The sequence below is a fragment of the Kitasatospora sp. NPDC040550 genome (assembly GCF_055594965.1).
In genome coordinates this window covers 38,121-60,275 of the sequence record NZ_JBVIWC010000036.1, presented here as the reverse complement: position 1 = coordinate 60,275, position 22,155 = coordinate 38,121, and the positions used below count along the sequence as shown (strand labels likewise).

The following is a 22,155-nucleotide window of genomic DNA, read 5'->3' as shown; positions in this document are numbered from 1 at the left end:
ACTGAAGTCATCCATGGCCCTCTGGGCATGTTGCGCCCTTTCGGCATTTGGAAGCGGAACCCTGACAACAATTGTTCCAGGCGCATGCGAGGCGCCTTCAGGACGGATGGCAGCAACAGAGTGGTCGCCAGAATTTGCCCTCCAGCCAGCATCGCTGTGGACCGTATTTCCTTCATGCGTAACCGCGATCGAGGCGTGCCCCTCGACATCATCGAAATAGACGTCCGCGTGCCCCTCAGCGCAGTTATGAACAAGTACTGGCGTCGCGCCTGCCAGCACATAGTACGTGTGGAGTCTTGCAATCGCGGAACGCACGGCGGCCCCGCCAGAAACTTGTCCATTGGGGCCGCCGGGAATTGCGAGAAGAGGTCCTACATCAGTCTCGCACCGTAGGAGACGTCAGCTACCCGACACGCTACAGGCCTGCGCTACATGGCCAGCAGAATCGGTGACTTCAAACTGCTGGCCGAACTACTCAAGGTAATCACAATAGGCATCAAATGCCAAGTTGCTCATATTCCGGAGTTCAAACTCCGTGAGCCAGCGGCAATTCGAAGCAATTCGAGCCACCTCCTTGCCAAGACAGGCGAGAACGTCCGGAAGCTGATCCTCATTCTCAGCTGCCGCCAAGGCAATCATTAGCGCATTTTCCGAGTTCAGATCGAACAGGATGTGCAGCGCAGCAATCCTGCTCGAAATATCCGCAGAGGAATCTAGTGCCACTGCGCCAGCGATCGCCTCCGGATCACTCACTCTCGACTCCTAAATAGATCATTCAGCGACTGCGTGACTTCATCTGTCACTGGATCGGGCAGATGAACGGTATGGTGCGCCTTGTTCTTACCCGTCTGCTCTACCTTGAATCCGGCCGCTCGGAGTTCTCCCACGGTAGTCGAGCGGTACTCTCCCGTTTCCTTGATCTTGGGAGGAAGACGCGTAGACGTTGAGATTCCGTGCGGGAAGTCGTGCGCTGCGGCGTTAGCGGAATCTACTGCCAGCTTTTCCGTGGTCTCCGGGCCACTACCAAATCGATAGAGCGTTGTTGCGTCATCGATCCCGCCGCAATTGTGCACCAGGACAGGCGTGGTCCCCGCCAGCACATAGTACGTGTGGAGCAGGCTGACGGTGAGGTTGTGGGTGGTGACGGCGTAGGCGTAGTTGCGGACGGACTTGATGGTCCGGGTGGTGCCGTCGGGCTGGCGGAGCTGTTCGCCGGGGGTGAGGTCGCCGGCGTCGACCCACTGGTTGCGGGTCTCGCTCCAGTAGGGGTGGTGGTGGGTGGAGGTGATCTTCGCCTGGTCGGCCGCGGGCGGGCCGCGGGGGTTGGCGTCGTCGGTGAGGGTAAGGTCGGTGAAGTCCTTGTCGTCGGGGGTGGTGATGGTGGCGGTGACGGTTTCGGGGCGGGTTTCGCCGGTCTGGGGATCGGTTGCCATGACGACGTCACCGTCGTGGACTTCACCGATGGCCTTCGTGGTGCCGTCCGCCATCAGGACCATGGTCGCTGCCGGGAAGCTGTTGCACTTGTCCGGAGTCGGGGATGAATCTGCTTCGGCCTTGGTTGGTTTGGCTTCCGTGCTTGCCGCGTCGCCTGCTGTTTCTTTCGCCGCTTTTTCTTCGGCTGCCTTGGCTGCGGCCGCTTCGGCTGCGCGGGCTTCGGACGCGGCGGTCTTGGCGGTGACGTAGGCGGCTTCGGCTTCCTTCGCTGCGCGTTCGCCGCCCCTGATGGCGTCGTAGATCCTGTTGATCTCCTTGTAGATCTTCAGGGCCTGGATGCCGACCTTGATGGCCTTGAAGATCTTGCCCCAGGGCAGGGTGTTGAGGGCGGTGTTGATGCAGGCCATCACGTCGCCCTTGGTGAAGCAGTCGCGGGCGTCGTTGAAGCCGATCAGGTCGCCGACGATGTCGACCACCTTGTGCACGAGTTCATCGCGCTTGCGCTTGTTCTCGTTGACGATCTTGTTCGCGTCGTCGAGGGCGTCCTTCGCGTGCTGCTCCGCCGGGGTGGGCGGTGCCGTGGGGAGCTTCCGCTTCGGGGCGACGTGGTCGATGTCGGTGACGTTGCCGTGGGAGTCCCCGTACCAGCCGGTGCACTCCGTTTCCTGGTTGCAGTCGACGCGCAGGCCGTTGGCGTCGGACTTGTTGATGGGGCTGTTGTTGGCGTACGCGTAGGCGTTCCACTGCTGGGGGTCGCCGGCGACGGTGATCGGGTCGGGGCTGATGAAGCGGCCCGTCTTGGGGTCGTACTCGCGGGCGCCGAGGAGGGTGAAGCCGGTGGTCTTCTCCTTGGTGCCGCCGACGAAGCCCTTGTCGCCGGCCCAGACACCCGCCGCGGGCTGGGTGCCGCGGTCGTTGCCGAACGGGTCGGTGGGGCGGCGGACGTGGTCGAGGGTACCCGCGTCGAACTGGACGCCGTTGGTGCCGTGCGGGTCCGCGCTCTGGTAGGCGAGCGTGGAGTTGCCGCTGGTCATGGTGCGGGTGATGGACAGGCCGTTGGGGGCCGAGTAGCTGCGGACCGCGGTGATCGCCCCGGTCGCGGTGTCCAGGGTGATCTGGTCCGCGCCCACGTTGAGCGTGGTCTTGCCGAGGTCACGGCGGATCAGCTGGTTGCCCGACACGTCGTACAGGTAGCTGGTGGCGCCGTTCTCGCCGGTGCCGGTGATCTGGTCGAGCTTGCCCTGGGCGTTCCAGGTCAGCGTCCTGGTGCCCGGGGTGTCGGTGATCGCGGTGGTGTTGCCGGCCGCGTCGTAGGTGTACGAGGTCACCGCGGTGCCGGCCGGGCCGGTCCGGGTGGACTTCATCAGCGCGTGCGGACCGCCCGTGCCGCCGCCCGTCTTCGGGTCGGTGGACGGGGTGTTGGGGCCCGCACCGAAAATCTGGGTGGTGGTGACGTCCTTGGCGGTGTTACCCGTGACGTCCTTCTGGACCAGCTTGGTGCGGTTGCCGATGAGGTCGTACTCGTACTGCTGCCAGTACGGGGCCGGACCGCCGACGCTCGGCGCTGCTCCGACGGACGGGCCGTCGGAGTTGGTGCAGGCGCCGACGCCGGGAACGCTCGGCTGCGGCTTGGTGCTCTGGGTGCCGGTGTCGGTCCAGGCCTGGGTGAGGCGGCCGAGGTAGTCGTGGGTGAAGCACTGCAGGTCGGCGACCTGGCCGTCCTGCGCGTTGCGGGCCGAGGTGACCTGGCCCAGCGGGTTGTACGTGTAGTCGACCGAGTCGACGTGGGCGGTGGTGGCGGTCTGCTTGTCGACGATCGAGCGGGTGACCCGCCCGGTGGCGTCGTCGATGACCATCGTGGCGACGACCTGGGTACCGGCGCCGCCCACCGTGGTGCGGAACGGCCGGCCATAGGGGTCGTAACGGACGTCGGCCACATAGGTCTTGGGCGCGGCCAGGCCGAAGGCACTGGACAGGCCGCCGAAGTTGCCGACGTCGTCGGGGGCGAACCTCAGCGTCTCCCGGGCCATCCCGGCCACGGCCGGAAGGACCGTGGCCGACAGGCGGCCGCCCTCGTCGTAGGTGTTGTCGGTCTGGTAGACACCGCCCAGGCCGCCCTCGACCGCCGGGATGGTGGTCTTGGCGCCGAGTTCGCGGTAGCCGATGTCGTAGCCGGTGATCTCCGACTTGTAGGCGGCGCCGTTCACGCCACCGACGTAGCGGGTCGTGGAGGTCGGCTTGCCCAGGGCGAGGTTGTCGTACGTCCAAGCCGCGACCTGCTTGGCCGGGTCGACCGCCCCGCCCTCGTAGGCCGCGGTGGTGCGGCCGAGCAGGTCGGTGACGGTGGTCGCGCTCTTGCCCCGCGAGTCCGAGGCGGTGACCAGGTTCTTGCTGTCGTCGTAGGAGGTCGTGCCGGTACCCGAGTCGGGGTCGGTGGTCTTCACCGGGCGGCCGAGCAGGTCGTACTCGTACGACCAGGTGTTGCCGGCCGCGTCCTTGCGCCAGAGCTCCTTGCCCTCCGGCGAGTAGCCGTAGGTGGTCTCGTCGTACGCGCCGGTCGGGGTGTTGGACTTGTACTGGCGCAGCGCCACGGTGTTGCCGCGGGCGTCCGACACGGTCGCGCTGGCGAAGCCGCCGGCCGGCGGGGTCACCCGGACCTCGTCGGCACCGACGAAGTCGGTGTGGGTGCGCCACTGCTCGACGCCGTACGACTGGAAGACGGAGTCGACGGTGCGGCCCATGCCGTCGAACTTCTGGACGGTCTGTGCGGGGATCTTGCTGTCCGGCTGCACCCCGCCGTTGGGCAGGAAGAGCTGTCCGCTGGGCTGGGCCTGGTCGTTGTAGTAGGCGGCGCTGGTCTTGGTCTGCCAGCCGTGCGAGTCGAACAGCGCGTCGGTGATCATGCGTCCGGTGGCGCCCGAGGGCGGGGTCGCCTGGGTCTGCCGGACGCGACCGAGGCCGTCGTAGATGGTGTAGCTGGAGGTGTAGAGCTTGAGGCTGCCCATCAGGGCCTGACTGAGCACCTGCGAGGGCGCGTTGGTGCCGTTGACAGCGTAGGAGAACTTGCGGTTCGGGCGGTTCGGGTTCTTGGTCCGGTCGTTGCCCGGGCTCCAGGCCGCGATCCCCCGGCCGAGGGCGTCGAAGTCCTGCTCGCTGATCCGGCCGTTCTCGTCCTTGATCTTCAGTGGCGAGCCGCGACCGACGTCCAGGGTGCTGACGGTCTGCCAGCCCATCGGATTGGTGTGGGTGACCTGGGTCGGCAGCTGGCCGGTAGCCGGGGAGTAGGCGGTCTTGGTCTCGGCGCCGGTCTGGTGGGTGGCGTCGGTGCGGGTCGGGTCGACGGTGCTGATGACCCGGCCGTAGGCGTCGAAGCTCGCCCGGCCGGTCGTCCGGTAGACCGGCCGGCCGTTGGCGTCGTACCGCTCCAGGACCTCGGTCGAGGTCTGCTCGGACGTGGCGCCGGCCTGGCCGAGCGGCAGGCCGTCGAAGTAGGCCCGGGTGTCGGAGACCGTGTTGTCCTTGTTCGCCGGCTGCCCGCAGGCGCCCTTGAGGACGAGGGTGTGCGAGGCAAGCTGCGTGGCGGCACCGCCGGGGCGGGTGGCGTACTCGAAGGAGGTGCAGAGCAGTTGCTCGGGGTGGGCCAGGTCCCCGTTGTCGTAGACCGTGAGCGGGCGGGCGAACGGCGTCGAGTCGTAGGTGGTGGAGCGCTCACGGGTGCGCCAGCCGTTGGCCAGCTTCTCGCGGTCGGTCACCTTGAGGGAGTTGACGGCCCGGGCGGTGATCGCGGGCATCCCGCCGGATTGGCTGCGGGTGGCCGTGATCGGTCCGATCCACGGGTCGGAGACCGTGGTGGAGAGGAGCTCTCCCGACTCGCCGTTGTAGTTGGCGGAGTCGCGGATGTAGCCGACCAGGACGTTCTCGTCCTTGATCGTTCCGCCGTGGACGTCCGTGACGGTCACCTGGCGGGTGGATCCGTTGGCGAGGACGTCGCCGTCCATACCCCGGAGGAAGGTGGCCACCGACTTGGTACGCGGCGCCTCGACGTCGCTGCCGCTACCGGTGAGGGTGGTGACCGTGGCGTAGCCGCGGAACTGGTCCCAGGTGCGCGCCTTGGGGTTGGGCATCTCGGAGTCGTTGCGGTGCCAGGCCGCGCCGCCGCCGTAGACGTAGTTGGTGACGACCAGCGGGCTGCCGCCGGCGACCGAGTCCTCCTGGGTCACCGACTGCACGATGATCTTGTTGAACCAGTCGTTGACCGGGTCCGGATCACTCTGGCCGGGCAGGTACCACTTGACCGGCATGCAGGCCATCGTGTTGCTGTCCTCGGACGCCGGCATCGTGCCGCCGGCTTCCCTGGAGCACTCGGCGGGGCGGTAGACGACGTTGATCAGACCGCCGGTCTCGGTGGTGATCTTCTGGATGCGCGGGCGGTTGTACGGCTCGATCGAGGCCGAGGTGCCGTCCGGCCGGACGATCTTGCCCGCCACGCGGTTGGCGATCTGCTGCGGCTGGAAGGACACCGCGGGCAGGGTGATGGGCGTGCGGTTGTTGCTGCCCGTGCGCTGGACGGAGTCGAGCCAGAGCGACGGTGAGGTGCCGTCGCCCGGGTCCTGGAAGGACTGGTTGAGGGCGAAGGAGTCGACCGGGCGGTAGGAGCTGCCGGTCCAGACCTCGGTGTCGATCCTGGTGAGCCGCTTGGTGGTCCAGAAGGTGGGCGAGGAGACGGTGCAGTCGCCGGTCGCGTCGCAGGTCTGGTCGATCGGAGTGTCCGGCCAGCGCTTGGCGTTGGCCTTGTTCCGCTGGGACGGGTCGCAGGAGAAGGCGCTGTCCGGCAGGCAGCGCTCCGCCGTGCGGAACCACACCTGGGCGGCCGGGTTGGCCTTGCCCTTGGCGGCGATCTGGTCGGGCAGGCGCTGGCCGTAACCGACCCAGGTCGGGTAACTGGCGCGCTGGTACTGGGTCCTGGGGCCGTTGCCGTTGTTCTGGCCGCCGCCCTGGACGTAGTAGTTCTGCTCCTGGTCGTACCGGTAGGTGATCAGGTTCTGGTGCGGGTCGACGACGTAGTCCAGCGACCACTGCCAGCCCATCTGGTTCCAGGTCTTGGTGGCCGGGGAGCCGTCCTTGAGGCACGGGTCCTGGCCGCCGGGCCAGTAGATCGGCACGGTGGAGACGGAGTTGCTGGCCTGGTCGCTGCCGTCGCCGCCGGGCAGGTGGTTGGCGCCGAAGTAGTACTGGGTGCCGTCGCCGGTGGTGATCCGCCAGGCCTCGCCGTTCCAGGCGCCGTTGCTCTGGCCGGTCAGCCGCTCGACCTTGGTGCCGTCCTCCCCCTGGAGGTGCCATTCACAGGACTTGTCGTCCTTGACCAGCTGGCCCGCGTGGCCCGCGAGCGAGAGCTGGAGCAGGTCACCCCCCCAGCACTGGTCGCCGGAGCCTTCGACCCCGGCGTCCTTGCAGCTCTTGTAGCCACGGACGATGGAACCCGGGTGCCACTCCCAGCCGTCGCCGATCCAGGACGGCTGGGCGTTGGTGGAGGCGGTCTTGCCGTCCACGGCGGAGGAGTCGTAGCCCAGCGAGACCGCCGGCGCCGCACCCGCCAGCGCGGAGGGCAGCTCGACGGTGTAGCCGTAGGTGAAGTTGCCCGCGTTCGCACCCGCCTGCCAGGAGGCGGACGGGGTGATCGGCGATGCGGTGAAGTCACCGCTGCTGCCCTTGGCGTCCGCCTCCACGGCGAGCGCGACGCTCGAGGAGGAACCGGCCGCCGGGCTGTCGAACGCCCCGGCGGAGAAGGACTTGCCAACGGAGGACTTGGTGGCGGTCGACTGCGGAACGTCGACCTCGACGGTCAGCCGGCCGGTGGCCTCGTCGTGCTGGGACCGGACCGGGGTACGGGTGGTGCAACCGGCGGCGCCGGGAGTGGTCAGCGCGCACCCGGGCAGCTGGACGATCCGGGCGCGGGAGCCCCAGTTGGCGCCCGCGTTCTTCGCCCAGGCGTCGACGTCGATCCCGATCTGCACCCGGTCGGCCCGGCCACCCTCGCCGGTGTCGGTGAGGGCGAGCAGGGCGCCGTTGACGCCGGCGGCCTTGGTCCGGCCCTGGTCGGCCAGGTCGACCTGGAGGGTGGGTGCGGCGGCAGGGGCGTCGTTCGGCGGAGCCGCCGCTGCGGACTTGGCGGCGGCCCTGGCACCCGCGACGGGCGCGATCCAGACCGGCAGCGAGCCCGCCCGGACCGGCTGGGAGGGCAGGGCGGTCGGCGACGCGTCGGCGGCCGCCGGTGCCATGGCGGCCTTCCCGGCGACCGAGGCGCCGCCGAGCACGGCGGTCGCTCTCCCCGACGGTGGACTGGAGTCGGCTGGTGGCGACCACTTCTTGCCCGGGTCGGGCGTGTGGCCCGCGACCTTGCCGTTCGTACCCTTCACCGGGTGGACGTCCGGCACCGGAGTGTTCGGCGGCACCCAGACCTCGGGCGGGGCGGCGGCTTTGGCGACCGCTTGTACCGACGGGAGCGTGACCACGGACATGCACACGGCCAGGGCAGCTGCCGTGGCAAGCCGGGAACTGCGTGTTCGGGTGAACAGACGGAAGCGACGCGGCACTTGATCCCCCCACGGATTGCCAAGCCTTTAAGCGGACCGACCCCAACGGCCCGAGCCCCCGGAACCTTAGGCGCACACGACCGACCCAAGGTAGGGAAAGCCTAAAATCCCATCGCGTGACGAGAGTCACACGGAGAGCAATGTGGAACCAGCCCGACAACTCGGACGACCTGTCGACAAAAAACTTTGACGGCGGAGCGATTGTGAAGGCAGCGTGCGGCTGACCTCTGCTCACACCTTCTTCTACGACGGGTACTTCATGTCGAGGCCACAACCTCCCTCTTCTGCAATTCGCCGACGAACAGCGAGAAAGCGGACATTCGGCGCCGCCCTGCTTCCGCTCGCCTGTACCGCCGCGTTCTCCCTCGGCGCAGGCCTGCTGGCCGTGCCGACCATCGCGGCCGCGGCCCCGGCCGATCGCAACCACGGCCCCGCCGACCCCGCCTGGCCGGCGACGCCGACCCCGCCCGCCAAGGACGGCTCCGACCCCCGGGCGGCGCAGGTCGCCGCGGTCCGCGTGGCCCAGGCGACGGCGAAGAGCACCGGAAAGCCGACCGTCGTCGACGCGTTGACCACGGGCAGCAGCCGGACCACCGCCAACCCGGACGGCACCCTGGCCACCGACTCCACCCCGGTGGTGGAGCGGGTCAAGAACACCGACGGCAGCTGGCGACCGGTCGACGCGACGCTCCGGGCCAACCCGGACGGGACGCTCGCCCCGGCCGCCGTCCCCTCCGCACTCACCTTCTCCGGCGGCGGCAACGGCCCCCTGGCCACCATGACGACGTCGGACGGCAGGAAGCTGTCGGTCAAGGCACCGTTCGACCTGCCGAAGCCCGAACTCAGCGGCGACAGCGCGCTCTACCGCTCCGTCCTGCCGGACGTCGACCTGGAACTGAGCGCCACCACCGCCGGCGGCTGGCGCCAGGTCCTGATCGTCCGCAGCGCGAAGGCGGCGGCCGACCCGAAGATCACGAAGCTGCACCTCGACACCGCCACCGACGGCCTGACCGTCAAGGCCGACGCCAACGGCAACCTGACAGCCGAGGACGCAGCCGGCAAGGCCCGATTCACCGCACCCGTGCCGGTCCTGTGGGACTCCAGCGTGGCCACCGGCACGCCCGCCTCGGCGGCTCAGCCGAAGGCCCGGAGCAAGATCGCGGCCGCCGCCCCGTCGGCGGAGGACGCCCCGGCCGTGTCCGGGTCCAGCAGCAAGGCGCCGGGCCCCGACGCGAAGACCGCACCGATCGCCACCACCGTCAGCGGTGGCGGCATCGACCTGGTGCCGGATGCCTCGGTCCTCGGCCAGGGCACCGGCCCGTGGTTCATCGACCCGGGCTGGAACCCCAGCGTCGACAACGGCGCCCAGGCCTGGGCCCAGGTGCAGTGGGCCTACCCCGACAACCGCGAGTACAACGGCACCCAGTACGGCCAGGACAAGCCCGCCGCCGGCTACTGCGGCTACATCGACACCAACAACCGCTGCACGAAGGAGGGCAGGGAGCGGGCGTACTTCCAGGTCGGCCTGAACTCGGTCTTCTGGGACTCGGCCGTACAGAGCGCCAAGCTCTACGCCACCGTCGCGGCCTCGTCCAGCCCCTCGACCCCGTCCCCGATGGGCCTCTACTCGACCGGCTCGGGTACCAGCAACCCGATCAACCAATGGACGACCTGGAACGCCCAGCCCTGCCCCGAGCTCGGCAACTGCGCCAAGGTCGGGATGAACTGGATCAAGGGCGAGGGCGGCGTCGAGTACGACGTCACCGGTCAGATGGCCCAGGCCGCGCGCGAGCACTGGGGCGGCTGGACCTTCCTGTTCGCCCCCGACGACGAGGGCAACAAGTTCCTCCGCGAGCGGTTCGCCAACAACCCGCACATCGTCGTCACCTACGACTTCGCCCCGCACATCGGCAGCCCGGGCACCAGCCCGACGCCGGGCTTCGCCCGCGACGCGGCGTACAACCAGTGCCAGACCCCCGGCACCACGAACCCCTGGGAGAACCCCGGGTGGGTCGGGATCAACACCGACGTCAACCTGGCCGCCGACACCTGGTCGCCGACCGGTGAGCAGCTCTGGACCACGTTCAAGATCTGGGACGACGACGACAACGGCTCGTCGAAGACCTACGAGACCGGCTGGGCCGCCAGTTCGGGCCGCCGGAACGTGAGCGTCGGATCGCTGATCGACGGTCACCAGTACGGCTGGCTGGCCCACACCGGCGACGGCACGCTCGACAGCAGCAACAGCGCGATGTGCTTCCTGCGCATCGACCGCACCCCGCCGACCGCCCGCATCACCTCCACCGACTTCCCCGAGTCCGGCACCCTGGGCGGGCACCCCAAGCTCGTCGGCCAGGAGGGCGTCTTCACCCTCACCGGCACCGACCCGGCCCCCGCCAACGGCGGCCGCTCCTCCGGCCTGGCCTGCGCCCGCTGGACCACCGACCCGATCCAGGCCGCGGCCACCGGGTGGGGCTGCAACGACGGCGGCAACATCGTCAAGATGGACGGCAACGGCAGCTTCCAGTTGAAGTACACCCCCTGGCACTGGGGGACCAACTTCCTGTATCTGCAGACCCAGGACAACGCCGGAAACATGTCGCAGCCGGTCGCCTACACCTACTTCGTGCCGAGCAACCCGGCCGCCGGCGACCCCGTCATGGGTGACGTCGACGGTGACCGCAAGGCCGACGTCCTGTTGCCCGACGGCACCGGTTCGCTGCGCCTGGTCGGCGCGAACGCCGATCCGTACGCGGCCCCGAACACCAAGCCGGCGTCCGCTCCGGGAGCGGCCGACAACCAGGACTGGAGCACGGCCCAGATCACCCACCGGGGTTCGTTCAGCGATCGGAACGTGGACGACCTGGTCGCCCACGCCCCCGGCAGCCCGTTCCTCTCCCTCTACCCGAACGACGACATCGCCGGACACCTCGACGGCCAGGCGGCGACCACCCTGACCAAGAGCCGGACCTGCGCCCTGCCGGACGGCACGTCGATCGACTGCGCGGCCTACGGCAACGGCGCCGACTGGTCCGCGGTGACCCAGATCGCCGCGTTCGGTTCCCCTTACGGCGACACGCCCGACAGGTCGGGTACCTCCACGGCCGGTCTGCCCCGTTCCTCCCTGTTGTTCGTCGAGAAGAGCCGTCTGTGGCTCAACCTGTCGTACAACGTCAAGCAGCTCGACGGCCCGGCCATCCTGCTCTCCCAGAGCCAGGCCTGGGACTCCTACGACCTGATCACCCCCGGCCCGACCAAGGGCACCAACATCCCCACGGTCTGGGGCCGTTCGAAGTGGGACGGCACCATCCACGCCTACCAGCTGGCCAAGGGCAGCGCCCAGGGCACCTTCGACGCCTCCGCGTTCACCGAACCCACCAAGGGCTGGCTGGCCAACGGTGTCGACGCCAAGCTCTACCCGAGGGTCGGCTCCAACGGCGACGTGACGGGTGACGGCGTCCCGGACCTCTGGGCCGTCGACACCAACAACCAGTTGATCGCCTGGGCCGGCGTCGGCACCAAGGCGGCGGACGTCAACAGCGGCCCGACGGTGACCGGCCTGGAGACCACACCGGTCGTGCTCGGCAACCTCAACCGCCCGACCGGCAACTGGCTGGCCGCGCCCGACGGCGGCAACACCGTCAAGGACGGCCAGAAGAAGGCCGACGGCACGGCCGTGGGCGTGAGTTGGGTGCAGGACACCGTGGACGGCCGCGCCGCCACCGTGGGCGCCTTCAGCCCCGGAGCCGGGTCGACCGTCACGATGTCGCGCCCGGTGGTGGACGCCCGCAAGAGCTTCACGGTCTCCACCTGGGCCAAGACCGGCCCGAAGGGCGGCATCGTCGCCAGCCAGGACGCCGCGCACAGCAGCAACTTCATCCTGTACGCCGACGCCAAGTACGGCTTCTGGGCGTTCGCTCTCTCCGTCAGCGACGACGACAGCTGGTCGTACGACTTCACGGACACCAGGAACGCCTCCGCCTACTTCCGGCCCGGCGTGTGGACCCGGCTCACCGCCTCCTACAACGCGGACACCGGCGCCATGTCGCTGTATGTGGACGGCGTGCTCGCCACGACCGGCTACCACCGGGCGAGCACCAGCCCGCCGCCCTCGGGGCCGTTCGTGCTGGGCCGGTACAAGTACCAGTCCAAGCCGACGGACAGCTTCGACGGGAGCATCAGCAGCACCGCGGTCTACCCGTTCGCGGTGGCGCCCACCGCGCCGGGCGCCGCGAGTGTCATCCGCTCGCGCGTCGACGCGAACAAGTGCGTGGACCTCAACGGCGGCGTGGCCGCCAACGGGTCGGCGATCCAGCTGTACGACTGCAACGGGAGCACCGCCCAGCAGTTCTCGGTGGGCGGTGACGGCACCGTCCGGGTCATGAACGGGTGCATGGCCCCGGCGGACGCCGGTACGGGCAACGGCACGCAGATGGAGTACCGGACCTGTGACGGCACCGCCGCGCAGAAGTGGATCCCGCTCGCGAACGAGGTGCTGTACCACCCGGCGTCCGGCCGCTGCCTCGACCTCCCGAGCGGGCGCACCGACAACGGCACCCGGCTCGGGCTCTGGGACTGCCAGCTCGACCAGCTCGGGCCCAACCACCAGTGGTCCGTCCCGAACCTGCGGACGGCGGTGCTGCCCGCGCCCCCGCGTTCCTGACGCCTTGTCCTGAACGCCGCAGTGCCCTGAGCACGCCCTTCGGGCCCGTTCCGCCACCTGGCAGGACGGGCCCGGTTCGTTGTCAGGGGCGGTGCCGACAGGCGGATGAACCGGGGCAAAGGAGTCATACCAGTCGGTGACGTTGACACCGGTTCGGGTAGCTGGTGGGGTTGCTCGCATTGTGGTCCAGGCCTGGCGAGGAGGCCCCTGTGCAAGCCCGTGTGTCCGTGGTGGCCGGGCGGCGGCTGCGTCAGCAGTTGGAGCAGAGTCCGGTGCTGCGCGAGGTGCTGGACCATCCGACGGCGTTGGCGGCCCGGCGGGCGACGGCGCGGACGTGCCGTCAGCTGGTGCCGCGGACCGCGGACCGGCTGATCGCCGATCTCAAGGGGACGGAGCCGCTGCTGGCGTCGGTGCGGGCGGAGCGCGCGGCCGGGCGGCCGGGGCGGCGGGCCATGCAGATCGCGGCCGGGGTGGTGACGGCGGCGGTGGTCGGCGGGCTGCTGGCCGGGCCGATGCCCTCGGTGGCGTACGCGGCGGCCCCCGGGCCGGACGTGGTGAGCACCGCGCCGCAGACGCCGCTCGGCAGCGTGACGAACCCCCAGGTGTTCCCGCACCCGCAGGAGCAGACGGTGGCCGGCCGGGCCGTCACCGTGCCGAGCGCCGTGACGCTGGTGACCGCGCCCAAGGTGGACCGGGGCGCGGTGGACGCCGTCCGCGAGGTGATGACCGTCGCCGGGGCCACCGCGCTGACCCCGCAGGCCGACGGCGGCACCCCCGCCGCCGGCTCGTTGGTGGTGTACATCGGCGGGCCCGCCGAGGGCGCCGAGGGCGAGGTCGACCGGACGCTGCGCCAGCTCGCGGCCGCGGCCGGCGGCAAGGACGGCGCCGCGCCGTCCACCGCGGGCATGCCGCCCGGCGGCTACGTGCTGTCCGTCGGCCAGCTGCCCGCCCAGGGCGGCGGCACGTACGGCGCGGTGGTGCTCGCGGGCGCCGACGCGACCGGCACCTTCTACGCCGCGCAGAGCCTGCGCCAGCTGCTCGCCGCCGTACCGGCCGGTCAGGGCCAGGGGCCGGGCGCGGCCGGACTCGGCCTGCCCGGCATCACCCTGCGGGACTGGCCCAGCGGCGCGCCGGTGCGCGGCACCGCGGAGGCCTTCTACGGCACCCCGTGGACCGCCCAGCAGCGGCTCGACCAGGTGGACTTCCTGGGCCGCTCCAAGCAGAACTTCTACCTCTACGCCCCGGGCGACGACCCGTTCCGGCTCAACCGCTGGCGCGACGCCTACCCCGCCGACCAGCAGTCCGAGCTGCGCGAACTCGGCGACCGGGCGCGGCAGAACCACGTCACCCTCGGCTACGCGATCGACCCCGGGCAGTCCCTCTGTTTCAGCTCCGGCAAGGACGTCGACGCCCTGGTCGCCAAGCTGGACGGGCTGCGCAAGCTCGGCTTCACCGCGTTCCAGCTGCAGTTCCTGGACGTCAGCTACGACGAGTGGCACTGCGACGACGACCAGGACGAGTACGGCCGCGGCCCGGCCGCCGCCGCCAAGGCGCAGGCCGCGCTGGTGAAGAAGGTCCAGGACCGGCTGATCGCCCGGAACCCCGGGCTGGCGCCGCTGTCGATCGTCCCCACCGAGTACCACAAGCAGGGCTCCACGCCCTACCGCAAGGCCCTGGCCGACGCGCTGCCCGGCGGCGTGCAGGTCGCCTGGAGCGGCGGCGGGGCGATCCCGGAGAAGATCACCGGCGCCCAGACCTCCGACACCGGCAGCCTGTACGGGCACCCGCTGGTCACCATGGACAACTACCCGGTCAACGACGCCAGCCCGGACCGGCTCTTCCTCGGCGCCTACACCGGCCGCGAGCCCGAGGTGGCGACCCGCTCCGCGGTGCTGCTGACCGGCGCCATGCAGCAGCCGGTGGCCTCCCGGATAGCCCTCGCCACGGCCGGCGACTTCGCCTGGAACCCCGCCGGCTACAAGCCCGAGGACTCCTGGCAGGCGGCCGTGCGCTCGCTGGCCGGGCCGACCGGCGCCAACGCCACCCCCGCCGGCTCGGCGCTGGCCGCCGTCCAGGCGCTGGCCGGCAACAGCACCTCCTCCCCGCTGGCCAAGCAGGAGTCCGGCTACCTCCAGCCGCTGCTCGACCAGTTCTGGGCCAACGCCGAACCCACCTCCGGCGCCGCCCCGGACCTCGCCAAGCTGATAGCGGCCGCGGGCCCGCTGCGGGACGCCTTCGCCGCCATGGCCGGCGCCCAGCAGACCCTGGCCGGCACCGACGCCACCGCCCAGCTGGCCGCCGAGGCCGGCCCCTGGCTCGGCCCGCTGCGCGACTACGGGCTGGCCGGGCAGGCCGCCCTCGACATGCTGCTGGCCCAGCACGGCGGCGACGGCGCGGCGGCCTGGAAGGCCCGGGTGCAGCTCAACCGGCTGCGCGCCCAGCTCGCCCAGGCCCCGGCGACCATCGGCGCGGGGGTGCTCGCGCCCTTCCTGGACCGGGCCGTGCGCGCCGCCGACAACTGGTCCGGCGTGGTCAGCGGCGGGGTCACCCCCACCACCAGCATGGGCACCGCGCAGGACCACCTGCCCGCGCTGATGACCGACGGCCAGGCCGACACCTTCTACTGGAGCTCCGCTCCCCCGCAGCCCGGCGACTCCGTCGGCGTCGACCTCGGCGCCGGGCGGCCGGTCAGCGGCGTCACCGTGCTGATGGGCGGCTGGGGCAACGGCCCCGACGCCCGGACCGCCGTGGACGACTACATCCGCGACGGCGTGCTGGAGTACAGCACCGGCGCGGGCGGCTGGCAGCAGCTCGCCGTGGTGAAGAACCAGAAGACGGTCAGCGCCCAGCTGCCGCCCGGCACCGTGGTGCGGGCGGTGCGGCTGCGGGCCACCGCCGCCCAGAAGACCGCCGTCGCGGTGCGCGAGTTCACCGTCACCGCCCCCGACGAGTCCCCGGCCAACGTCACCGGCGGCCCCGCCGCGCTGCCCGGCTCCTCGGCCGCCGCCGTCCTGGACGGCAACCCGGACACCGCGTACCGCGCCGCCAAGCCGCCCACCGCGCAGGACGAGCCGCTCACCGTCGAGCTCGGCGCGGCCCGCCCGCTGGACCGGCTGACCGTCCTCACCGACCCCAACGTGCACGCCAGCGCCACCGTCGCGGTGCGCCGCGCCGACGGCAGCTGGACGGACATCGGCGTCATCCAGCCCGGCTACAACGAGCTGCCGGCCGGCGGACAGGCCGCCGACGCGTTCCGGATCACCTGGAAGCCCGGCGGCGACCCGCCGGTGGTCAACCAGGTCATCCCCTGGTACGCGGACACCCCGGCGGCCCGGCTGAGCCTCGCCGACCCGGCCCTGGACGTGGTCACCGGCGCCGCCGCGCCCGCCAGGACCCAGGCCACCGTGGAGGCCGGCCGCCCCGAGGGCACCACCGGCGAACTGCGGGTCGAGGTGCCGGCCGCCGCCAAGGGGCTCACCGTCACCCCGGCCGGCCCGGTCACCGTGCCGCGCGGCGGCCGGGTGGGCGTGCCGCTGCTGGTCACCGCCGTACCGGGCACGCCCTCCGGGACGTACCAGGTACCGGTGTCCTACGTGGCGGGCGGCACCACCGTGAAGCAGGTGCTGCAGGTCCACGTGGTGCCGCCGACCGGCGGGCCGGACCTGGCGCCCGGCTCCCAGGCCTCCTCCTCGGGCGACGAGACGCCGAACTTCCCGGCCGCGGCGGTCGCCGACGGCGACCCGAAGACCCGCTGGTCCTCGCCGGCCAAGGACGACGCCTGGGTGCAGCTGGCGCTGCCGCAGGCCGTCCACCTGGGCGCGGCGGTGCTGCACTGGCAGTCCGCGTACGCCTCCTCGTACAAGATCCAGGTCTCCTCGGACGGCAGCAGCTGGACGGACGCCGCGACGGTCGACAACGGCAAGGGCGGCGACGAGACGGTGCGCTTCGACGCCTCGAACGTCCGGTACGTCCGGATGCAGGGCGTGGCGCGGGCCACCAAGTTCGGCTACTCGCTGTACGGGATCGAGCTGTACGCCGTCACGGCGCCGGCCGCGCCGCCGCAGCCGCCGACCACGCCGGTGGCCCCGGCGGGCCAGCCGGGTGCGCAGCCGGGGACGCCCGCGGTGCCTCCCAAGCAGTGAACGCGGCGGGCCGCCGGGCTCCCCTTCGCGGGGGGCGCGGCGGCCCATGAGGCGCGTACCGACGGTGTGACGGGCGGGCCCTTGTGGAGCTGGGGTCAGGCGGAGAGCGGTTCGGGCTGCTCGCCGCGGCGGACGGGGGCGGGGTGGGCGACGTGCGCCCGGCCGATCGGGACGGAGTGGGTCGACTCCGTACGGTCGTGGTGCTCGTACTCGCCCCACTGCGGGGCGCGCAGCTGGTCACCGCCGCCGTACGGCTCCAGGTAGGGCCGCCAGCGCGGGTCCTTGATCCCGGTGCCGATGATCCGCCAGGCGAGGCCGCTGGGCGGTGCGGGCGGGCGTTTCATCCGCCAGCCGAGCTCGGTCAGGTGGCGGTCGGCCTTGGTGTGGTTGCAGCGGCGGCAGGCCGCCACCACGTTGTCCCACCGGTGCTGGCCGCCCCGGCTGCGCGGGACGACGTGGTCGACGCTGGTTGCGGCGGCCCCGCAGTAGACGCAGCGGCCGTGGTCCCGGGCGAACAGCGCCCGGCGGGTGAGCGGGACGGGCCCGCAGAACGGGACCCGTACGAAGCGGGTCAGGCGGACGACGGACGGCGCCGGAAGGGCGCTGGTGGCGCTGTGCAGAGTGACTCCCGAGTCCTCCAGGCTGACCGCCTTGTGGTTGAGGACCAGGATGAGTGCGCGGCGCATCGATACGACGCCGAGTGGCTCGTAGGACGCGTTGAGGACCAGGACATGCGGCACGGATGCCTCCTTGGACGCCTGCGGCGCGTGGCTCGCGCCGGGACGAGCGGTTGGATCGCGCAACGAGTGCGTGATCTCCCCCAGTGTCGCCTTACGCCTTCGTACGGCGCCACCACTCCTGTGTAACGGACCTGACGTGAACTCCGGGTGTGGTCTCCGTCATACCCCGTAGTACCCGGTATGCCCGGGGGAAGGTCCACTTGCACCCCGGCGCCGCCGGGCGGGGCGCGGCGGGGCGGGGCGGACCGCCGGGGGGGGGTGCGGCTCGGCCGCCCGGAGCAGCCCCGGGGGCCGTACGGCGGGCGGGGCGCGGCCGTTCGGGGGAGGTGGGACCGGTGGTGCGGGGGTGGTGGGGGGAGGGTGCCGGGGCGGTGCCCGGGGGGAGCGCACCGGGGCGTTGACGGGGCGTCCGGGGCGGGCCGCACGCCCGTCGGCGTGTCCGGGCTGGTGTTCGGTGCCGGATAGGCTAGCCCGCACGGTCCGCGGGCCGCTCGTGCGGCGCGGGACCGGGTCACGCCCCCAGCAAGGAAGGTCCCGCACGTGTTCCGCTCCGGCGCCACCGGTCCGACCGACGCGTCCTCGACGCTCACCACCCCGACGCCGGCCCCCTCCGCCACCACACCGCAACTGCCGGACCTGCGCATCCCCACCAGCGCGCAGGAGGTCACCGACACCACCAAGCAGGCGGCCAGCTGGTTCGACACCCACTGGCAGAGCTGGCTGGCCGGGGGCCTGCGGATCGTCCTCATCATCGTGCTGGCCCTGGTGCTGCGGGCCGTGGTGAACAAGCTGGTCACCCAGCTGATAGCGCGGATGGCGCGCAGCCACGACCAGCACCGGGAGGAGAGCCGGCTCGGCGGGCTGCTGGCCAACCACGGGGTGGTCAACCCGGAGCGGCGGCAGCAGCGCTCGGAGGCGATCGGCTCGGTGCTGCGCAGCCTGGCCTCCTTCACCATCCTGGGCACGGCCGCGCTGATGGTGCTCTCCGCGCTCGGGATGAACCTGGCACCGCTGCTGGCGAGCGCCGGTGTGGCCGGTGTGGCGATCGGTTTCGGCGCCCGCAACCTGGTCACGGACTTCCTCTCCGGGGTCTTCATGATCATGGAGGACCAGTACGGCGTCGGCGACGAGATCGACACCGGGGTGGCCACCGGCACCGTGCTGGAGGTCGGCCTGCGGGTCACCAAGCTGCGCGGGGCCAACGGCGAGATCTGGTACATCCGCAACGGCGAGGTGAAGCGGATCGCCAACATGAGCCAGGGCTGGGCCACCGCCTCGGTGGACGTGCAGGTCGGGTACAAGGAGGACCTGCAGCGGGTCGAGGACCTGATCCAGGAGACCGCCGAGGGGCTCTCCAAGGAGGCGCCGTACGACGAACTGGTCTGGGCGCCGGTGTCGATCCTCGGCGTGGAGTCGGTGGCGGCCGACTCGGTGGTGGTCCGGATCGAGGCCCGCACGGCGCCGGGCAAGGCACCGCTGGTCTCCCGGGCACTGCGCCAGCGCCTCAAGACGGCCTTCGACCGGGCCGGGATCAAGGTCAAGGAGGAGGCCGCCGCGGTCGCCACCGGCGTCTCGATCACCACCGCGGAGCCCTCCCCGCCCTCCGCCCTCTCCGACCCCACTTCCCCCCGCTACCGCGCCACGGAGCCGATCCCGGTCCCGAAGCCGCCGACGGACGACCTGGCCAAGCCGTAACGGTCCGGCGGGGGCGCTCGCCCTACCGAGGGGTCGGCGGGAGGTTCGTGAGCGTGCGCAGAGCCTGATCACGCGCGCGGAAGCCGAAGCTGATGAGGGTGACGCTCTCTCCGGGACTGAGCGGCGTCCGGCCGTGCGGCGTGAGCGCGCCATCGAATACGACGCAGTCACCTGCGACGAGATCGCATTCGAGGTAGCCGTCGGCGGTGATGAAGACGGTGGTGCTGCCCCTGGGTCGTCGGCCCGTGGGTCGGCCGGTGGGGCGCTCGTGCTTGAGGCAGAGGATCAGGTTGGCCTCGCCGAAGCCGGACTCGTCCAGGTGGAAGTCGAGGAACTGCCCGTCCTCCAGGTAGGCGATGTAGACGGCGGTGTGCGGCTGCTGGACCTCCAGGCCGGTGGAGCGTGCCACGACTGCGGCGAGATCGATCTGTGCGGCGAAGCGGGTCGCGGCGTCGCCGACGACCGCGTTCCACTTGCCGTTGTGGAGGTACCCGTCGGTGGCGAAGGCCTTCTCGGCCTCCGCCGCCATGGCGGCGATCAGCTCAGCGGGGAACGACGGATCACGCAGGTGGTGCGGGTGCACGCGCTGGTGTGCGGTGAGCTCGCGCACGGCGTCCCGGAGGTTGGGGAAATCCTCTGCCCATCGGGCCGGCGTCCTGGCCGTGGTGCGGGACTGGAGCCATGAGGTCCACTGGCCGCTCCACTGGCTCGGTTCCGCACCGCCTGCCGCCGATGCGTCGGGCTTGCCGGTCAGCAGCTCGACCCGGGCGAGTGCGGCCTGCGTGGACGCGACCAGCTCGGCGTCCTCCTTGGCGAGCCGCAGGCGCAGCGCCTCCTGGAGATGGGTGCGGGCGCCCGCGAGGTCGCCGCGTTCCATGAGGTGCTTGCCGGTGTGCTGGAGCGCGAAGTCAACGAGTTCCGGGTGCCGGCTCCGCGCGGTGTTCAGGGCGCTGCGGTAGAGCGCGTCTGCAGTCTGCACGTCACCGGCGTAGCGGTGCGCGTCGGCGAGGTTGAGCCCGGTGGCGACGACGGCCCGGGTGTTGCCCATATCCGCGGCCAGGTCGAGCGACTGCCGGAGGAGCGCACGGGCCTCCTCGTGGTTGCCCAGGCACATCTGGCCGATGCCGATCCACCTGGTCAGGACCCGAGTACGAGCGGGGTCCCTCCCCTCGGGCAAGGCCCGCAGTTCCTCCTGGAGTTGGCCGACCGCGATGGTCAGCTTGTTCCGGTCGGTGGGGACCATCCGCAGGCTGTCGTCGTGAGTGATGAGGTGATCAAGCACGTGACCCTCCGTCGTTCGGTGCCGATCAAACGAGCGTCGGCAGCACTGAACGGCCCTCTGGTGGAACAGCAAGCACGGTCCGGCGCACTTCATCTGCGCCGGACCGCAGTCATAGTGGACTTGCTGTCAGACAAGCCCGAAGTCGAACTCGCCGTGTGCCACCGCCGTGATGAAAGCGGCGTGCGCCTCGGCGGTCAGAACCAGGGCGGGCCCCTCGGGGTCCTTCGAGTCCCGGACGAACGAACCGAGTCCAACCGGGAAGGCGAACTCGACGCAGTTGTCCTGCTCGTTGCTCCGGCTGGACTTCCTCCAAGTCATCTTCATGGCGGATGCGTTCGTGATGCTCATGTGAGTTCGTCCCTCTTCTCGGTGATGAAATCAAGGGAGTCGTCCACGTTCAGGGCTGCGGCCATGATCTCGTGGAAACTGCCTCGGTAGATGTCCACCTCCGCTGGGTCCTCGACCCAACTGCTGCGGACCATGCCGGGCGTCAGCACGATGTCGAGGGCGCGTTGTGGAAACTCAAGGAGGGTGAACGCTCCGTTGAATCCCCGGTTCGGACGGGCGTTCGCCGGCATCACCTGGACGTGGATGTTCGGCAGGCGGCTCATCTTCAGGAGTCGGCTGAGCTGTTCCCGCATGACGCCCTCGCCGACGCTTATGGCCAGGGCGGACTCGTGGATGACTGCGCACAGCTTCACCGGGTTCTCCAGCCTGGTGAGCACCCGCTGCCGCGCGATCCGGACATCGACCATGGCGTCCACGCCCGTGGGCACAGCGGAGAGCCTGGAGATGATCGCGGTCGCGTAGTCATGCGTTTGGAGAAGACCTGGGATGAAGGTCAGCTCGAATGCCTTGATCTCGACGGCCTGCGCCTCCATGGAGATCAGATCGGTGTAGAGCGGGTTGATGGTGTCGCTGTAACCCTTCCACCAACCGCGCTGGTCCTTCTGGCGAGCGATCTCCAGCAGGACTTCGCGCAGCCCCTCATCGCACTCGTAGAGGTCGAGCAGCGCCTCGATGATCTCCGGTTTGACTCCTGAGCGAGCGTTCTCGTAGCGGCTGAGCTTCGGCAGGTTGAGACCGGGGATCCTGCTGACAGCCTGCTCGGCTGACAGCCCCTTCCTCTCGCGCAGACGTCGAAGGTCTGCGGCGATGCGACGCTGACGCACGGTCGGTACTCGCTCGCCTGTAGCCATAACGGATGCCCTTCTGCGTATCAGTGGATCAGTGTGCCCGTCCGACGAGCCTGCACGCCACCGCGCGGTGAGCCCTGAGCGGCCGAAATCAGGTTCAAATTGAATGTTTTCATTCCACCCGTCGTATGGGTTGCATTGAAGCACAGTCAGGCGACATGCTGTGACTGCATGGTTACGGAGAGCTAGGCGGCAGGCTTCGCGCACTCCTACCTCTTCCGACCCCCCAGCTCCACCGCACAGGGCAATAACGAGAACCCCATCCACAGCACCCCTGCCCAGCCGCTCAAACTATTGGGGGCAGCGGGTGATGAGCCGTGGGGGGGGGGGGGGGGGGGGGGGGGGGGGGGGGGGGAGGGGGGGAGGAAGGGGGGGGGGGGGGGGAGGGGGGGGGGGGCCACGAAGTCCAA

Annotated in this window: 9 protein-coding genes; 3 read left to right on the top strand and 6 right to left on the bottom strand. The window is 70.6% G+C overall.

Annotated features, from left to right (window positions below; genetic code table 11):
* Positions 1-471: 471 nt before the first annotated feature.
* Together ACZ58X_RS35985 and ACZ58X_RS35980 are read right to left on the bottom strand one after the other, a co-directional pair.
* A complete protein-coding gene (locus ACZ58X_RS35985; protein WP_470337788.1) occupies positions 472-753 on the bottom strand; it encodes a hypothetical protein in 282 nt (93 codons plus the stop codon).
* Positions 750-7,952 (bottom strand): RHS repeat-associated core domain-containing protein, encoded by a 7,203-nt coding sequence (locus ACZ58X_RS35980; RefSeq protein WP_470337787.1) that lies wholly within the window; start codon positions 7,950-7,952, stop codon positions 750-752. Before ACZ58X_RS35980 ends, ACZ58X_RS35985 begins: the two co-directional genes overlap by 4 nt.
* Before the next feature lie 460 nt (positions 7,953-8,412).
* On the opposite strand from ACZ58X_RS35980, the gene ACZ58X_RS35975 reads away from it, so the two are divergent.
* Positions 8,413-12,690: a ricin-type beta-trefoil lectin domain protein gene (locus ACZ58X_RS35975; RefSeq protein ID WP_470337786.1), complete on the top strand. Its 4,278-nt coding sequence runs from the start codon at positions 8,413-8,415 to the stop codon at positions 12,688-12,690.
* Between the two features lie 209 nt (positions 12,691-12,899).
* Positions 12,900-16,832, top strand: a complete 3,933-nt coding sequence (locus ACZ58X_RS35970) for a beta-N-acetylglucosaminidase domain-containing protein (protein ID WP_470337785.1) — start codon at positions 12,900-12,902, stop codon at positions 16,830-16,832.
* A gap of 95 nt (positions 16,833-16,927) precedes the next feature.
* On the opposite strand, the gene ACZ58X_RS35965 is transcribed toward ACZ58X_RS35970, so the two are convergent.
* The gene (locus tag ACZ58X_RS35965; protein WP_470337784.1) at positions 16,928-17,572 is read right to left on the bottom strand and encodes an HNH endonuclease; all 645 of its coding nucleotides are present in this window, start codon (positions 17,570-17,572) and stop codon (positions 16,928-16,930) included.
* 540 nt (positions 17,573-18,112) lie between these two features.
* Here ACZ58X_RS35965 and ACZ58X_RS35960 point away from each other — a divergent pair.
* A complete protein-coding gene (locus ACZ58X_RS35960; protein WP_470337783.1) occupies positions 18,113-19,267 on the top strand; it encodes a mechanosensitive ion channel family protein in 1,155 nt (384 codons plus the stop codon).
* A gap of 22 nt (positions 19,268-19,289) precedes the next feature.
* Here ACZ58X_RS35960 and ACZ58X_RS35955 read toward each other — a convergent pair whose 3' ends face one another.
* From ACZ58X_RS35955 to ACZ58X_RS35945, 3 genes are all read right to left on the bottom strand, one after another.
* Positions 19,290-20,549: a tetratricopeptide repeat protein gene (locus tag ACZ58X_RS35955; protein WP_470337782.1), complete on the bottom strand. Its 1,260-nt coding sequence runs from the start codon at positions 20,547-20,549 to the stop codon at positions 19,290-19,292.
* 126 nt (positions 20,550-20,675) lie between these two features.
* Positions 20,676-20,897: a DUF397 domain-containing protein gene (locus ACZ58X_RS35950; protein WP_470337781.1), complete on the bottom strand. Its 222-nt coding sequence runs from the start codon at positions 20,895-20,897 to the stop codon at positions 20,676-20,678.
* Positions 20,894-21,748: a helix-turn-helix domain-containing protein gene (locus ACZ58X_RS35945; RefSeq protein WP_470337780.1), complete on the bottom strand. Its 855-nt coding sequence runs from the start codon at positions 21,746-21,748 to the stop codon at positions 20,894-20,896. Before ACZ58X_RS35945 ends, ACZ58X_RS35950 begins: the two co-directional genes overlap by 4 nt.
* Positions 21,749-22,155 lie beyond the last annotated feature (407 nt).

Excerpts from the sequence above, each read along its gene's own strand:
- ACZ58X_RS35980 (WP_470337787.1), bottom strand. The coding sequence starts at position 7,952 with ATGTCCGTGGTCACGCTCCCGTCGGTACAAGCGGTCGCCAAAGCCGCC.
- ACZ58X_RS35950 (WP_470337781.1), bottom strand. The coding sequence starts at position 20,897 with ATGAGCATCACGAACGCATCCGCCATGAAGATGACTTGGAGGAAGTCC.
- ACZ58X_RS35945 (WP_470337780.1), bottom strand. The coding sequence starts at position 21,748 with ATGGCTACAGGCGAGCGAGTACCGACCGTGCGTCAGCGTCGCATCGCC.